Annotated in this window: 13 protein-coding genes and 1 tRNA gene; 8 read left to right on the plus strand and 6 right to left on the minus strand. The window is 71.5% G+C overall.

What is annotated here, in order from left to right; genetic code table 11:
• Positions 1-60: 60 nt before the first annotated feature.
• From ACIP6W_RS14730 to ACIP6W_RS14745, 4 genes are all read right to left on the minus strand, one after another.
• A complete protein-coding gene (locus tag ACIP6W_RS14730; RefSeq protein WP_056120555.1) occupies positions 61-756 on the minus strand; it encodes a response regulator transcription factor in 696 nt (231 codons plus the stop codon).
• A gap of 55 nt (positions 757-811) precedes the next feature.
• Positions 812-2,506 carry a DNA repair helicase XPB gene (locus ACIP6W_RS14735; RefSeq protein WP_400430194.1) on the minus strand — a complete coding sequence of 565 codons (1,695 nt, stop codon included), beginning with the start codon at positions 2,504-2,506 and terminating at the stop codon, positions 812-814.
• Positions 2,507-2,604: 98 nt separating this feature from the next.
• Positions 2,605-4,371, minus strand: a complete 1,767-nt coding sequence (locus tag ACIP6W_RS14740; RefSeq protein WP_400430196.1) for a helicase-associated domain-containing protein — start codon at positions 4,369-4,371, stop codon at positions 2,605-2,607.
• 28 nt (positions 4,372-4,399) lie between these two features.
• Complete coding sequence (locus ACIP6W_RS14745; protein ID WP_066656531.1) at positions 4,400-4,699, minus strand: hypothetical protein; 300 nt, start codon at positions 4,697-4,699, stop codon at positions 4,400-4,402.
• A gap of 55 nt (positions 4,700-4,754) precedes the next feature.
• On the opposite strand from ACIP6W_RS14745, the gene ACIP6W_RS14750 reads away from it, so the two are divergent.
• Positions 4,755-5,132, plus strand: a complete 378-nt coding sequence (locus tag ACIP6W_RS14750; RefSeq protein ID WP_066656529.1) for a cold-shock protein — start codon at positions 4,755-4,757, stop codon at positions 5,130-5,132.
• Complete coding sequence (locus tag ACIP6W_RS14755) at positions 5,132-5,815, plus strand: DUF3027 domain-containing protein (protein ID WP_400430198.1); 684 nt, start codon at positions 5,132-5,134, stop codon at positions 5,813-5,815. Before ACIP6W_RS14750 ends, ACIP6W_RS14755 begins: the two co-directional genes overlap by 1 nt.
• A gap of 100 nt (positions 5,816-5,915) precedes the next feature.
• Here the strand turns inward: ACIP6W_RS14755 and serC are convergent, their stop codons facing one another.
• A complete protein-coding gene (gene serC, locus ACIP6W_RS14760) occupies positions 5,916-7,034 on the minus strand; it encodes a phosphoserine transaminase (protein WP_400430200.1) in 1,119 nt (372 codons plus the stop codon).
• Between the two features lie 165 nt (positions 7,035-7,199).
• Between serC and ACIP6W_RS14765 the strand changes: the two genes are divergently transcribed.
• The 6 genes from ACIP6W_RS14765 (at position 7,200) to argG (ending at position 12,993) form a co-directional block, all read left to right on the plus strand.
• Positions 7,200-7,895, plus strand: a complete 696-nt coding sequence (locus ACIP6W_RS14765) for a metal-dependent transcriptional regulator (RefSeq protein WP_066656523.1) — start codon at positions 7,200-7,202, stop codon at positions 7,893-7,895.
• Between the two features lie 290 nt (positions 7,896-8,185).
• A complete protein-coding gene (locus ACIP6W_RS14770; protein ID WP_400430202.1) occupies positions 8,186-9,133 on the plus strand; it encodes a C40 family peptidase in 948 nt (315 codons plus the stop codon).
• Positions 9,134-9,510: 377 nt separating this feature from the next.
• Positions 9,511-10,005, plus strand: a complete 495-nt coding sequence (locus tag ACIP6W_RS14775; protein ID WP_066656516.1) for an HNH endonuclease — start codon at positions 9,511-9,513, stop codon at positions 10,003-10,005.
• Between the two features lie 226 nt (positions 10,006-10,231).
• Positions 10,232-11,335 carry an epoxide hydrolase family protein gene (locus ACIP6W_RS14780; RefSeq protein ID WP_251160900.1) on the plus strand — a complete coding sequence of 368 codons (1,104 nt, stop codon included), beginning with the start codon at positions 10,232-10,234 and terminating at the stop codon, positions 11,333-11,335.
• Between the two features lie 13 nt (positions 11,336-11,348).
• Positions 11,349-11,423, plus strand: a tRNA-Arg gene (locus ACIP6W_RS14785).
• Positions 11,424-11,553: 130 nt separating this feature from the next.
• Positions 11,554-12,993 carry an argininosuccinate synthase gene (gene argG / locus ACIP6W_RS14790; RefSeq protein WP_209685453.1) on the plus strand — a complete coding sequence of 480 codons (1,440 nt, stop codon included), beginning with the start codon at positions 11,554-11,556 and terminating at the stop codon, positions 12,991-12,993.
• A 514-nt stretch (positions 12,994-13,507) separates the two neighbouring features.
• Here the strand turns inward: argG and ACIP6W_RS14795 are convergent.
• On the minus strand, positions 13,508-14,644 hold the full coding sequence (locus tag ACIP6W_RS14795) for an AI-2E family transporter (protein WP_271826087.1): 1,137 nt from the start codon (positions 14,642-14,644) through the stop codon (positions 13,508-13,510).
• Positions 14,645-14,749 lie beyond the last annotated feature (105 nt).

The following is a 14,749-nucleotide window of genomic DNA, read 5'->3' on the forward strand; positions in this document are numbered from 1 at the left end:
CTGCCCCAACGATAAGCGGCGACCGCCCGGTGAAACCGGACGGTCGCCGTGTGCCCGGCGTCAGGACGCCTTGGACGCCTTCAGCATGTAGCCGAACCCGCGCTTCGTCTGGATGATCGGCTCGGTCGAGTACTGGTCGAGCTTGCGGCGGAGGTACGAGATGTACGACTCGACGATGCCCGCGTCGCCGTTGAAGTCGTACTCCCACACGTGGTCGAGGATCTGCGCCTTCGACAGCACGCGGTTCGGGTTGAGCATCAGGTAGCGCAGGAGCTTGAACTCGGTCGGAGACAGCTCGATCTGCGCGTCGCCGATCGTGACCTCGTGCGTGTCCTGGTCCATCGTGAGCTCGCCGGCGCGGATGATGGCGTCCTCTTCGTCGTTCATGGTGCGACGGAGGATCGCCTTGATGCGCGCGACGATCTCGTCGAGCGAGAACGGCTTGGTGACGTAGTCGTCGCCGCCGACGGTGAGCCCGGTGATCTTGTCCTCGGTGTCGTCCTTCGCGGTGAGGAAGAGGATCGGCGACGTGTACCCGGACGAGCGGAGGCGCTTGGTGACGCCGAAGCCGTTCATGTCCGGGAGCATCACGTCGAGGATGATCAGGTCGGGCTCCTCCTCGAGCACGGCGGAGATCGCCTGGGCCCCGTTGCCGACCGCACGGACGGCGAACCCGGCGAAGCGCAACGAGGTCGTGAGGAGGTCGCGGATGTTCGGCTCGTCGTCGACGATCAGGATCTTGGGGCCATCGGTCATGGACCCATCCTCTGACCGTTCCCTAGAGGTTTCCTGGGAGCGGGTCGTGTGGTGGCTACGCGGCCGCCAGCACCTGGTCGGCGTCGAGGATCGTGTACGCGTACCCCTGCTCGGCGAGGAAGCGCTGCCGGTTCTGCGCGAAGTCCTGGTCGACCGTGTCCCGCGTCACGAGCGTGTAGAACGACGCCGGCAGGCCGTCCTTGTTCGGGCGGAGCAACCGGCCGAGACGCTGCGCTTCCTCCTGTCGGGAGCCGAACGACCCGGACACCTGGATCGCCACGGTGGCGTCGGGGAGGTCCACCGAGAAGTTCGCGACCTTCGACACCACGAGCACGTCGATCGAGCCCTCGCGGAACGCCTGGAACAGCCGCTCGCGCTCGTCGACCGGTGTCGACCCGGTGATCTCGGCGGCGTCGAGTGACGCGGCGAGGTCGTCGAGCTGGTCGATGTACTGCCCGATCACCAGGATCTGCTCGCCGTGGTGCTTCTCGATGAGCTCGCGCACCACCGGGGTCTTCGCCGGTGAGGTCGCCGCCATGCGGTAGCGCTCGTCGTCACCCGACGCCGCGTACTCCAGGCGGTCCTGGTGGGGGAGGTCGATCCGCACCTCGTAGCAGGCCGCCGGGGAGATGTAGCCCTGCGCCTCGATCTCCTTCCACGGGGCGTCGTAGCGCTTCGGCCCGATGAGCGAGAACACGTCGCTCTCGCGGCCGTCCTCGCGCACCAGGGTGGCCGTGAGCCCGAGCCGCCGTCGTGCCTGCAGGTCGGCGGTGAGCTTGAACACCGGCGCGGGGAGCAGGTGGACCTCGTCGTAGACGATCAGGCCCCAGTCGAGGGCATCGAGGAGCGACAGGTGCGTGTACTCGCCCTTCCGCCGAGCGGTCAGGATCTGGTACGTCGCGATCGTGACGGGACGGATCTCCTTCGTGGTGCCGGAGTACTCGCCGATGTCCTCGGGGGACAGGGTCGTCCGGCGCAGGAGTTCGTCCCGCCACTGCCGGGCGGACACGGTGTTCGTCACGAGGATGAGCGTCGTCGCCTTGACGGTCGCCATCGCCCCGGCGCCGACGAGCGTCTTGCCGGCACCACACGGCAGCACGACCACGCCGGAGCCCTGCGCGAAGAAGGTGTCGACGGCCTGCTCCTGGTACGGCCGCATGTGCCAGGACGCCGTGTCGAGGTCGATCGGGTGCGGCTGCCCCGGCGTGTAGCCCGCGAGGTCCTCCGCCGGCCACCCGAGCTTGACGAGCTCCTGCTTGACCTGCCCGCGTGCCCAGGGCTGCAGCGCGATCTCCGAGGGGGAGCGCTGGTCGCCGAGCAGGGGCTTGATGCGCTTCGACCGGGTGACCTCGGCCAGGACCGACGGGTCCTCGGCGGTGAGGAGCAGGACCGGCTGGCGCTCGAGCTCCTCGCTCGGGGAGTTCGCGATCGCCGGGGCGTCCTCGCGCTCTTCGCGCCGGATGACGAGCCGCCCGTACCGCGAGACGGTGTCGCGGATGTCGACCGTGACGCTCTGCGGGACCGGGAACTTCGCGAACCGCTCGAGCGTGCCGATCATCGACTCGGCGTCGTGCCCGGCCGCGCGGGCGTTCCAGAGCCCGAGGCGCGTGATCCGGTAGGTGTGCACGTGCTCCGGGGCGCGTTCGAGCTCGGCGAAGGCCGCGAGCTCGTGCCGGGCGTCCTCGGCCTGGGGGTGGGCGACCTCGAGGAGCACGGTGCGGTCACTCTGCACGATCAGCGGTCCGTTCATGACGGATCAGCCTAGGCGGCGCGGCTGCGAGCCGCCGCCCCCGGTGCGCAACGGTGGAGAACCGGCTCGCGGGGCGCGGCTGTGCAGGGACGCGCGGCTCAGGCCTCGCTCTCGACCGCGACGACGAGCGACAGCGGCAACGTCCGCTCCACGTCGACCGCGGTGTCACGGCCGCGGACCCGCCCGGCGGCGACCGACGTCGGCACGATCGAGATCGGTCGCTCCGACCCGTCCGGCATGCGGACGGTCAGCCGGATCGGCGTCTTCCCGCGCACCGCCAGGTCGATCTGCCGCCCGAGCCACTCCTGCTCCGGCTCCGCGTCGCCGCGCTCCGTCGTCAGGCGCAGGCGTTCCACGAGCGCGTGGGCGGCCTGCTCCGGCGTCCGACCGGCGCCACCACGCCGACGGCCGGGAGGCGCGTCCGAGGCCACGGGACGGGCGGCGGCCGTCAGCACGGCCGGGTACCGCTGCTCCTCGAGCGCCGCGTGGACCACGTGCGGCGGGTGCGGGGCGGTGAGCGTCGTCAGGTCGGCGCGTTCCCAGGTGAGCTGGCGCAGCTCGGCGTCGACCCCGACCAGGTCGAGCTGGTCCGGCGTCCCGTGCACGACCGCCCCGCGACCGTCCGGCGCGACGTCGACCACGAGGCCGCCGTCCCGCGACGCCACCTGGTCGACGAGGTAGGTGAGGGGCTGCGGCACGTCGGTCGCCGAGAGTCGGTCCAGCAGCGCGAGCAGGTCCTCACGCGTGCTGCCGGCCCGGACCGCCCGCCGCACGGAGTCCTCGGAGACGCGGTACCGGGCGGCCAACCCCGGTGCCTCGAGGTCGGCGACGCTCCGGAGTGCGTCGTCGTCGGCGGGAGTGAGCGGCCCCGGGGCGATGACCGTCAGGTCGTGCTGCAGGTAGACGCCGTCGACGGTCGGCGGCAGGTCGTCGGCTGCGGCGTCGGCATCGCCGTCGAGGACCGCTCGGCCCGTCGCCGTCACCGTGCCGTCGACCGCGAGCCCGAGGACCTCGGCGGTGCCGGCGACGTCGAGCAGGACGGCGTCGAGCCACCGGGCGCCCGCCGGGAAGGCCCAGCGTCCGACGGCGACCAGGTCGTGCAGGTCGTCGTCGGCCGCCCGGAGCACGTCGTGCACGGCCGGGTCGAGCGAGCGCCACCACCGCCCGGCCAGGTCCACCCAGCGGTCCGGCCAGGCCGCGACGAGCCAGGTGCGCCCCTCGGACGACACGGCCCAGCGCCCCTCGCCGGGGTGCGCGAGGCCGGTGCGGTCCAGCAGCGTGAGCCGGTCCGGCACGACGTCCGGGTCGGTGCCGACGCGCTCGCCGAGGGTCCGGGCGAGCGGCGTGCCGATGCCGCCCTTGACGAGTTCGCGGACCTCGCCGGCGTCGACCGCGCGGAGCAGCTCGGCGAGCACCGTCATCGTCGTGAACGCACGCTCCGCGCCGGTCGCGCGGGCGCGCTCCTGGTCGGCCACCTGCTCGTCGGGCGCGGCGGGGCGGACCGGTGCCGTGCCTCCCGGCCGGAGGCCGGCGACCTCGGCGTGGGCGGCCAGTCGTCCGGCGACGGCGTCGTCCACCGCGCCCGCGTCGTCGGCGAGGCCCAGCGCGACCGCCGGGGCGAGCGCGTCGGCGTCGGCCGACCCGTCGCGGAGGGCGAGGAGGGTCGCCCGGGGCAGGTGCTCGAGCGCGGCGTCGACGGCGTCGTCGGTGCGCAGCGCCTCGGCGAGGTCGAAGAAGTCGGCCGCGTGCTGCGGGCCGGACTCGGCGAGGACGGCCGCGGGCAGACGGCGGGCGACCACGAGCCGTTCCAGCTCGTCGTCGGACATCCCCCGCAGCCGGGCGGCGAGGTCGGCGGTGGTCGTCATCGTCCGCCGCTCCGGTCCGCGCGGGTCCTCAGCGGTCCGACCGGTTCTCGCGGGCGCGCTTGGTCCAGGTCAGTCCGAGCAGGACGAGGACCAGCACCATGCCGATGGGCAGACCGATGAGCGGGACCGCCATGATCACCGGCCAGGGCATCGATCCGTTGGCGCTCGGGACGGTCAGCCACATCACGACCATCGCGATGATGCAGAGGAGACCGGCGATGAAGATGCCGCCGATCATGAACCCGAGGACGCGTTCGGTACGATTGAACGTCACCGGGGTGTCCGCGGGTTCGCGCGTGTTCCCGGTGGATCGGGTCGGCTTGGCCATCGGCCCAGGATATCCGACGCACCACGGCCGTTCCACGACCACGAGGAGTCCACGCATGCCCACCGGCAAGGTCAAGTTCTACGACGACCAGAAGGGGTTCGGGTTCATCACCGGCGACGACGGTGAGCCGGTCTTCCTGCACGCGTCCTCGCTGCCGGACGGCGTCACCTCGGTCAAGGCCGGCACCCGCCTCGAGTACGGCGTCGTGCAGGGCAAGAAGGGCTCGCAGGCGCTGTCCGTGCGGCTGCTCGAGCCGGCGCCCTCGCTCGCGAAGATGTCCCGCCGCTCCGCCGATGACATGGCGGTGATCGTCGAGGACCTGGTGAAGGAGCTCGACCGGGTCAGCGGCGACCTGCGCCACGGGCGCTACCCGAAGAACGGCGAACGCCTCGCCGCGATCCTGCGCCACGTCGCAGACCAGTTGGACGCCTGATGATCGACCACACGGAGCTCGCGCGGAAGGCGCTGCTCGAGGTCACGCCGGAGTCGACGGTCGGTCAGCCGGTCGGCACCGTGGACGAGGGTGACGGCGTCGTCTCGGTCCTGTTCTCGAACCGGATGCCCGGTTACCCCGGGTGGCGCTGGACGGTCTCGATCGCGCAGGTCGAGGGCGACGAGCCCACCGTGCTCGAGGTCGAGCTGATGCCCGGCGACGGCTCGCTGGTCGCTCCGGACTGGGTGCCGTGGGCGGACCGGATGGCGGAGTACCGCGCCGGCCAGGCGGACGAGGACGACGACGACGAGTCGGACGACGAGGACGACGACGAGTCGGACGAGGACGACGACCTCGACGACGCCGAGGAGTCCGACTACGACGACCCGGACGACGACGAGGCAGACGACGACGCCTCGGACGACGACGACGACGAGTTCGAGGACGACGAGGACGACCTCGCGGAGTCGGACGACGACGAGCTCGACGGCGTCGACGTCGACGCGGCGGACGACGACTCCGATGACGACGCGGCGGACGACGACTCCGAGGACCCCGCTCCGGTGCGCTCCCGCGGCTCGCGTCGTCGGGCGTCCCGCGTCCGGCCGACCGACCCCGACCAGGACCTCGAGCTCGACCGGCTCGACCCGTCCGAGACGGACCCGGAGCGCCACGGCGCCTGACACCGGCGATCCACGAGACGCAACGAAGGCGGTTCCTCGCAGCGGTACGACGCTGCGAGGAACCGCCTTCGTTGCGTTCCGCGGGCTCTGGCGAGCCGGGTCAGCCGCGCAGCTCGCCGATGACGAAGTCGATCGCCCGCACGAGCTTCGCCACGTCGTCCGGGTCGATCGCGGTGAACGTGGCGACACGGAGCTGGTTGCGGCCGAGCTTCCGGTACGGCTCGGTGTCGACGATGCCGTTCGCGCGGAGCGTCGCGGCGACGGCCTTCGCGTCGATCGACTCGTCGAGGTCGATCGTCGCCACGACCTGCGACCGGTGGGCGGGGTCGGTGACGAACGGGGTGGCGTGGTCGGAGGCCTCGGCCCAGTCGTAGATCGTCGACGACGACGTCTTCGTGCGGGTGTCGGCCCACGCCAGACCACCGGACTGGTTGATCCAGTCGACCTGGTCGTCGAGCAGCAGCAGGGTCGCGAGCGCCGGGGTGTTCAGCGTCTGGTCGAGCCGCGAGTTGTCGACGGCGTTCTGCAGGGAGAGGAACTCCGGGATGTAGCGGTCCGAGGCGGCGATGCGCTCGACGCGCTCGATCGCGGCGGGGGAGAACAGGGCGAGCCACAGCCCTCCGTCCGAGGCGAAGTTCTTCTGGGGCGCGAAGTAGTAGACGTCGGTCGCGGCGACGTCGAACGCGGCACCACCGGCGGCGCTCGTGGCGTCGACGACGGTCAGCGCGCCGTCGTCACCCGCAGCGCGGACGACCGGCGCCATGACGCCGGTCGAGGTCTCGTTGTGCGGGTAGGCGTAGACGTCGACGCCCTCGACGGGCTCGAGCGCGGCGAGCGAGCCGCCGGGCGCCTCGACGACGTGCGGGGCCTCGAGCCACGGGGTGTTCGTGGCCTTGGCGAACTTCGAGCCGAACTCGCCGAAGGACAGGTTCTCGGCACGACGTTCGACCAGCCCGAAGGCGGCGGCGTCCCAGAACGCGGTCGAGCCTCCGTTGCCGAGGACGACCTCGTAGCCGTCCGGGAGCTGGAAGAGGTCGGCGAGGCCGCGGCGGACGCTGCCGACGAGGTCCTTCACGGGCTTCTGGCGGTGGGACGTCCCGAGGATCGTCGCCCCGCGGGTCACGAGTGACTCGAGCTGCGCGCCGCGGATCTTGGACGGGCCGCAGCCGAAGCGTCCGTCGGTCGGGAGGAGTTCGGCGGGGATGACGATGTCTGCCATGCGCCGATCCTAGCGAGCGGTATCCCACCGTCACCGACCCTGGACCGGCCGGACGGGGCGGACCCGACCCGCGCCTCCAGGCCGTGGAGCGCGCCCGTCGGTGCGGTCTTGTCGCACTGCTCAAGTAGGGTGGATCGGGCTGGGCCCAGACATGAGAGGCGGACCGTGACCGATCTCGTCGACACCACGGAGATGTACCTGCGGACGATCCTCGACCTCGAGGAAGAGGGGATCGTGCCGCTGCGCGCGCGCATCTCCGAGCGTCTCGGACACTCCGGTCCCACCGTCTCGCAGACGATCGCGCGGATGGAGCGCGACGGTCTGGTCGTCGTCTCCGGTGACCGCCACCTCGAGCTCACGGGCGAGGGTCGCTCGCGGGCGACGCACGTGATGCGCAAGCACCGGCTGGCCGAACGGCTCCTCGCCGACGTGATCGGACTCGACTGGGCCTTCGTGCACGACGAGGCCTGCCGCTGGGAGCACGTGATGAGCGAGCAGGTCGAGGTCCGACTCCTCGAGATGCTCGGCAACCCCACGGAGTCGCCCTACGGCAACCCGATCCCCGGGCTCGCCGAGATCGGTGGACCGACGGCGGGGCAGTTCCTCGACGGTGTGCAGAACATCGTCGCGGCGACCGACGGCACGGACGCCGTCGCGGTCGGCGTCGTGCGTCGCCTGGGCGAACCGGTGCAGTTCGAGCCCGAGCTGCTGCACCAGCTGCGCACCGCCGGCGTCATGCCCGGCCGTGTCGCCCGGGTGCAGCGCGCCGGTGCGTACGTCGCGGTCCGGGTGGACGGCGAGGACGCCGGCATCGAGCTGCCGACCGAGGTCGCGCAGCACGTCTACATCGAGCGGGACTGACCGTCGGGGCGCCGTCCGAGCCTGAGAATCGGCACAAGGTCACGAGGGTCGATCGCCGCTGATCAGGGGTTCGTGATCGTTCCGTTACCGAACCGTCGTTTCATCTCGACAAGGTAACGGCCCCCACGTACACTCGTCGAGTCCCCGGGCCGCCCACGAGGCCCAGGACCCGTGGCAGGACGTCTCGAACCCGTCTCCTGCCTCGATCGGAAACGATGACGAACGGATGGGGTCCGCCCCTCCGCCCTGACCCAGGCGGAGACGGTGACGAGACGCCGGAGACACCACCCTTGACGCAGACCGGTTCCGCCGCGGACGACCAGACGCCCGCCAACCCGACGAACACCGCGAACGACGCCCCGCTCACCCGGCGGTCCGCGCGCCAGACCGAAGCCCCCGCCCGTCGCATCACCCCCGTCCGCGACGCACCGCTCCCCGGCGGCCGTCGCGCTGCGCAGGCCGCCCGCGCCGCCGAGACCGCCAAGGCGAGCAGCTCGGCCCGCAAGCGCCGGTTCCTCGCCCCCGTCGTGCTGACGGTCGCCGCCGGCATGTTCGGCACCGTGGCCGTCGCCCCGGCCTTCGCCGCGACGCAGCAGACCGGTTCGACCGCCGCCGACGCGCAGCGCCAGGTCCGCACGACCCAGGCACAGCAGTTCTCGGTGTCCGACGCCGTGGCCCTCGCCGGGACGTCGCGTGACGGCTACGGCGCGACCGCGCAGTCCACCCTCGACGCCGAGGCCGCGCAGAAGGCCGCCGCCGAGCAGGCCGCGGCTGCGCAGGCCCAGGCCGCAGCGACCCAGGCGGCGCGCGCGCAGACCGCGAAGCAGTACTCGTCGTACAGCGGCCCGTCCGCGAACGAGATCGCCACCACGGCGGCTGCCGCGAACACCCCGTTCTCGCTGCCGGCCGTCGTCGCCACCGCGAAGCAGTACATCGGCACCCCGTACGTCTTCGGCGGCGCGGACCCGTCCGGCTTCGACTGCTCGGGCTACATCATGTACGTCTACGCGCAGTACGGCATCAGCCTGCCGCACTCGGTCCCGCTGCAGGACGCCGCGGGCACCACGATCCCCGAGTCCCAGGCGCAGCCGGGCGACGTCGTCATCTTCAACGACGGTTCGCACGACGGCTTCTACATGGGCAACGGCATGATCATGGACGCGCCGAAGCCCGGTGGCTCCGTCTCGATCCGCCCGATCTGGACGAGCAGCTACCACATCGTGCGCTTCGGCATCTGACCCGAGCACCCGCACGACGGTGACGACCCTGGTGTCGTTCCCGTGAACACTCCCGGAAACCGGTCCGCACACCCTCGTGTCGGGCCGGTTTCCGACGTACCCTGGTGCTGCACCGGTCCGATCCGGCCCGAACACGGGAGACCTCATGTCAGCGTTCCGCACGACCCGCACCACGGGTCGGCGCGCGCTCGTGGACATACGGTCGACCGCCCCCTGCGTGCACCATCACGCCCCTGCCTGACGAGAGCACTGCCCATCCGGGTGGTGCTCTTCGTGGTTCAGGGCGTGGTCACAGGTCGCGGTCCCCTGTCGACGTCGATCGACCCGACGCACCCGCAGCGCCTGGAAGCCGTCCAGGCACCGTCGGAAGGGAACCCATGCGCACTCTCGTCCTCAACGCCGGTTACGAGCCCCTCGCGGTGATCTCGGACCGACGGGCCCTCGTGCTGGTCATGAACCAGAAGGCCGCCGTCATCGCCGCCGACCTCGACCACCCGGTCTCGGGGTCCTCCGCGAGCTTCGATCGTCCGTCCGTCATCATCCTGACCCGCTACGTGCGGATCCCGCACGCGAGACTCGTGCCGGTCTCGCGACGCGGGGTCCTGCGGCGTGACGCCAACCGCTGTGCCTACTGCGACCGGCACGCCACCACGATCGACCACGTGCAGCCCCGGTCGCGCGGCGGCCAGGACTCGTGGGAGAACCTCGTCGCCTGCTGCCTGGCCTGCAACAACACGAAGGGCGACCGCACCCCGCAGGAGATGGGGTGGCGGCTGCGCTTCCGGCCGAAGGCGCCGCACGGTGCGTCCTGGGTGGTGCGGGGGATCGAGCGCCCGCAGTCGGAGTGGGACGAGTACCTGGTGGCCGCGTAGCGCCGGCCCGGCGTCGCGACGGACGGGAGGCGCGTGGCGGGGCCGCCCCGTGCCTCCCGTCCGTCGCGTGGTCGCACTGGCGTGCGCACGGTTGCTTGCATGGACCGTCCCACGCGTGGGAGACCGATCCGCTCGTGGGGTGACGTTCCTCCGAGCCTCCGATGCGCGGAACGTCCTCCCATCGCGCGAGTGATGGGAAGGAGCGGGCAGGCGTAGCGTGCGAGCCATGAGCGAGACGCCCGTGATCGACGACGCCACGATCGGGGACCTCCGTGTCCGACTCCGCGCCACCCGCTGGCCGGACGCCCCCGCCGGCACCGGGTGGTCGCTCGGCGTCGACGTGGACGAGCTCCGGCCGCTGGTCGAGTACTGGGCCGACGGGTTCGACTTCGACGGGCACCGGGAGCAGCTCGCCGCGCTGCCGTCCGAGCGGCACGTCGTCGACGGCGTCCGGGTGCACGTGCTCCATGCGCGATCCGGCCGTCCCGACGCCCTCCCGCTGCTGCTCGCCCACGGGTGGCCGGACTCCGGGTGGCGGTACCGCAAGGTCCTGCCGATGCTCGTCGAGGCCGGGTTCGACGTCGTCGTGCCGGACATGCCCGGGTACGGGTTCTCGGACGCGCCACCGCGCGTGCTCGATGCCCGCGAGGTGGCCGGCATGTGGGCGACACTGATGACCGACCTCGGGTACGACCGGTTCGCGGCCTCCGGCGGGGACATCGGGACGCACGTCGTCCGGTACCTCGCACTCGACCACCCCGACCGTGTGGTCGCCGTGCACCGGATCGACGGTGGGCTGGCGTGGCCCGGGATCGACACCACGGAGCTGTCCCCGGCGGAGCGGGCCTTCGTGCAGGAGACCGAGCGGTGGCGGACCGCCGAGGGCGCCTACGCGATGATGCACCGCACGAAACCGCAGACCGCCGCCGTCGGGCTGACCGACTCACCCGCGGGTCTCGCTGCGTGGATCGTCGAGAAGCTCCGGTCGTGGAGTGACTGCGGCGGCGACCTGTGGTCGGTGTACACGCAGGACGAGGTCCTGGCGCTGCTGACCGAGTACTGGGCGACGGCGACGATCGGGTCCTCCATGCGGATGTACCACGCGAATGCGGCGATCCCCGCTGCGCAACTGCGTCGACGGGTGGAGGTGCCGTCGGGGTTCTCGGTGTTCCCGGGCGACATCGTGCGGGCTCCGCGGGAGTGGCTCGAGCGCACGACGAACCTCGTGCACCATCACGAACTCGACCGGGGTGGGCACTTCGCGCCGTTCGAGCAGCCGGAGCTGTTCGTGGACGAGGTCTGCGCGTTCCTGGAGCCGTACCGCCGCTAGAGTGGACGGGCCAGCCTCTGTAGCTCAATGGAAGAGCAGTTCCGTCCTAAGGAAACGGTTGGGGGTTCGAGTCCCTCCAGGGGCACCACGTCGAGTCGGGGTTCGCGTCCCTGCGGTGCTCGTCCGGGGGCACCGGCCGTCGTCTGGGCCGGAACGGGTTCTCCACAACCGTCGCCCTGGACGGTAGCCCGGGCCCAGCGCCCCGTACGATTGACCCCGTGTCCAAGGTCCTGAGCAGTCTCCCCGTCGGCGAACGAGTCGGCATCGCGTTCTCCGGAGGTCTCGACACCTCCTGCGCGGTCGCCTGGATGCGCGAGAAGGGAGCGGTGCCCTGCACGTACACGGCCGACATCGGCCAGTACGACGAGCCGGACATCGACGCCGTCCCGGGTCGCGCGAAGGAGTACGGCGCCGAGATCGCCCGCATCGTCGACGCGAAGAGCGCCCTGGTCGAAGAGGGCCTCGTCGCCCTGCAGACCGGTGCCTTCCACATCCGCTCCGGCGGCAAGACCTACTTCAACACGACGCCGCTCGGCCGCGCGGTGACGGGCACGATGCTCGTCCGCGCCATGAAGGAGGACGGGGTCGACATCTGGGGCGACGGCTCCACCTACAAGGGCAACGACATCGAGCGGTTCTACCGCTACGGCCTGATGGCCAACCCGCGGCTGCGCGTCTACAAGCCGTGGCTCGACACCGAGTTCGTCGAGGAGCTCGGCGGCCGCAAGGAGATGAGCGAGTGGCTCGTCGCCCGTGGGTTCCCGTACCGCGACTCCACCGAGAAGGCCTACTCGACCGACGCGAACATCTGGGGAGCGACGCACGAGGCGAAGAGCCTCGAGGAGCTCTCGAGCGGTCTGGACATCGTCGAGCCGATCATGGGGGTCGCCGCCTGGCGTGACGACGTCGAGGTCGCCACCGAAGAGGTCTCGGTCCGCTTCGAGGCCGGCCGCCCGGTCGCGATCAACGGCGTCGAGTACGCCGACGCCGTCGCGCTCGTGTACGAGGCGAACGCCATCGGTGGTCGCCACGGCCTCGGCGCGAGCGACCAGATCGAGAACCGCATCATCGAGGCCAAGAGCCGCGGCATCTACGAGGCGCCGGGCATGGCACTGCTGCACATCGCCTACGAGCGTCTGCTCAACGCGATCCACAACGAGGACACCGTCGCGGCGTACCACAACGAGGGTCGTCGTCTCGGTCGCCTGATGTACGAGGGCCGGTGGCTCGACCCGCAGTCCCTCATGCTGCGCGAGTCGCTGCAGCGCTGGGTCGCCTCCGCCGTCACCGGTGAGGTCACGCTGCGCCTGCGGCGCGGTGACGACTACACGATCCTCGACACCACGGGTCCGGCGCTGTCGTACCACCCGGACAAGCTCTCGATGGAGCGCGTCGGCGACGCAGCGTTCGGCCCGGACGACCGCATCGGGCAGCTCACGATGCGCAACCTCGACATCGCGGACTCGCGCTCGCGCCTCGAGCAGTACGCGGCGGCCGGGCTGATCGGCGGCGCGACGGGCGAACTCGTCGGCGAGCTGCAGTCGGGCGAGGCCGAGGAGATCCTCGGTGGAGCCGTCGTGTCCAGCGAGGACGAGGCACTCGGTCGCGCGACGGACGCCGCGTCCGAGGGCGCCGCCTTCGACTCCGGTACCGACTGACACACACCGCACCGACACGAACGGGAGCCCCTGCCGCGCGCGGGGGCTCCCGTTCGTCGTCCGTGGCGTGCGTCGGGAGAGGGCGTGTGGCTCCTCCGAGCCGCGTGCACACACGTACTTCGACGTTGCGCGCGTCGAACGACGAGCGCGGTGTCGTCCTGTGCGCCTGCATCGGTTGCGGGTGCATCGACCGACATCGCGCGGGTCGATCGACGGGTGCTTCGGCGCGGGACGTCCCCTGCATCGGGAGGAGGGGTCGGGTCGTGCGACATCATCGTCGTCGTGCGACAGCGGCGGTGTCGTTTCGGCCGCTCTGGCACGAGCGAGGTCGGTTCGTGCGACTTGTCCGTCGTCGTGCGACAGCGGCCGCGTCGTACGACAGCGCCACGCTGCCGCGACCCGGACGGGCGCAGACGCAGCTGTCGGCACATCGGCAGCGCCGACGCGCCCACACGACGGACGGGAGGCGCGGTACCGACCGGCACCGCGCCTCCCGTCCGTCCCGTGGGACCCGCTACCGCCGCTCGGCGGTCTCCGGCCGCTTCTGGCGCCACGGCTCCGCCGGCCGGTCCGGACCGCCCCACACCTGCACGGCGCCCCAGGCTGCCGCGAGGAGCGGCACCGAGATGATCGCGCCGGTGATGCCCGCGAGCACGGTGCCCGCGGTCAGGCCGATCAGGATCACCAGGCCGTGCAGCTTGAGCGTCTTGCCCATCAGCACCGGCTGCAGCAGGTTGCCCTCGAGCTGGTTGACGAGCACCACGATGCCCACGACGATCAGCGCGGCCACGGGGCCGTTCGCGACGAGGGCGACGAGCGCGGCGAGGATGCCCGCGGCGGTGGCGCCGACGATCGGGATGAACGCGGTGATGAACACGACGACGGCGAGGGGGAGCGCGAGCGGCACCCCGACGATCGCCAGCCCGACGCCGATGCCGATCGCGTCGACCGCCGCGACGCTCGCCGTGCCGCGGACGTAGCCGCCGAGGGTCTGCACGACGCGGTCACCGACGCGGCGTGCACGCTCGTACCGGGCGCCGGTGAACGGACGGAGCAGGAACTCCCAGATCGCCGGCCCGTCCTTGAGGAAGAAGAACAGCACGACGATCATCAGCACCAGGCCGGTCAGGAAGTTCGCGGTGGCCGACGCCCCGGCCAGGGCGCCCGACCCGAACTGCGAGCTGGTCAGGAAGTCCTGGACGCCGTTCACCACCTGGTCGACCTGCTGGTCGGAGATCGAGAACGGCAGGTGCGCGACGGTGTCCTGCAGCTGCTGGAAACCGCTGATCGCCGACTTCTGCAGGTCGGGCCACTGCGAGATGACCGCGACGACGATCAGCCAACCGACGAGGCCGAGCACGACGAGGACGCCGAGCAGGACCGCGAGGGTCGCGAGCACCGAGGGCACCTTGTGCCGTCGGAGCCAGGACACGACCGGGTGCATGGCGGACGCGATGATCAGGGCGAGGAGCACCGGGATCGTCACGACGCTCAGGGTCGCGGCGGCGTACACGATGCCGATCGCGATCACGAGCACGACGATCACCTGCAGGCACCGGGTCGCGAGACTGCCGAACCCGTCGGTCCACTTGCGGGCGAGTGGACCCGGTGTCGCGTCGGACGTGGCGGGGTGGTTGCCGAACAGGGGCATGAGGCTCCTCGGTGGTGGTGCGGAGCCTCCCACGCTACCGACGCAGCCGACCCGCGGTCCCGACGCAGCCGACCCGCGGTCCCGACGCAGCCGACCCGCGGCCAG

The organism is Curtobacterium sp. NPDC088465 (assembly GCF_044753165.1).
Classification (GTDB): domain Bacteria; phylum Actinomycetota; class Actinomycetes; order Actinomycetales; family Microbacteriaceae; genus Curtobacterium.